This is a genomic window from Geobacillus sp. ZGt-1 (assembly GCF_001026865.1).
GTDB lineage: Bacteria > Bacillota > Bacilli > Bacillales > Anoxybacillaceae > Geobacillus > Geobacillus thermoleovorans.
Map to the genome: position 1 here is coordinate 230,542 of NZ_LDPD01000023.1, position 869 is coordinate 231,410.

Sequence of the window (869 nt, forward strand, 5' to 3'; positions counted from 1 at the left end):
AAGTTTTTCCCCATGACCGCCAGTCCGATGACGCCGATTTGCTGTTTCGCCATTGTCCAACGTCCCTTTCCGTTTTGGTTTGTTCATCAAACAACATACCATACGTTTACGCTTGCCTGCAAGTTTTTCTAAACCGATTTATGAACGAGTCTGCACGACGGATTTGTTTGCCATTTTCATATTGAAAATGAAAGGGGCGCAACGCCCCTCATGCTTAGTAGCCTCCATAGTGCGGGAAGCCGTATGGGGAAAACGGATAGTGGCCATCATACATCCCGTATGGAAAATGGTGATAGCCGCCGTAGCCCCCGTGCCAATAAGGATAGTAGCCATACGGATAGTGGCCGTAGCCGCCAAAGTACGGTGGATAAAAGCCGCCTGGATACGGGCCAAACGGTCGAACCATGGAATGCGCCTCCTCTTCATGAGTTGAAGTTCATTTCCATGATTAGGATATGCGCGGAAGAAAAAACGGTATAGGCAAACACCTATACCGTCTCTCCTGCCCGGACAGCGGCTTGGGCAGCGGCCACCTGCTCGCGAATCTCCTCTGCCTCGTCCAAATGGGCAAACAAGACGCGCGGGTCAAGCACGGTCAACAGCCGGTCGGCTTGCGCCGCCATCCCGACTACATACGGCGTGCGCTCCGCGGACATCAGTTGAAGCGGTTTAATGGCCTCAGGCTCAATATCGGCGATCTCTTTCGCCTCATCGACGATAAACGCGACCGACAAGCCATCCACAGCGGCGACAATGAGGCGTGTCTGGTCCGTTTCTTCGATGGCCCGCCCGTACAGGAGCTTGCGCATATCAAGCACCGGCACAAGCTCGCCGCGGATGCGCACGACGCCGGCCATATAGTCCGGCAT

The 869-nt window shown here is 54.5% G+C and carries 2 protein-coding genes; both read right to left on the bottom strand.

Translation table 11 applies throughout. The features are described from left to right. Positions 1-214 precede the first annotated feature (214 nt). Positions 215-406: a hypothetical protein gene (locus tag VU18_RS09865; protein WP_012820645.1), complete on the bottom strand. Its 192-nt coding sequence runs from the start codon at positions 404-406 to the stop codon at positions 215-217. 82 nt (positions 407-488) lie between these two features. Then, positions 489-869 (bottom strand): chemotaxis protein CheW (locus VU18_RS09870; RefSeq protein ID WP_236687349.1); only part of this gene is annotated, 381 nt, incomplete at its 5' end.

What these genes read in the sequence shown, in the direction of transcription:
- VU18_RS09865 (WP_012820645.1), bottom strand. Translation starts at nt 406, where the DNA reads ATGGTTCGACCGTTTGGCCCGTATCCAGGCGGCTTTTATCCACCGTAC.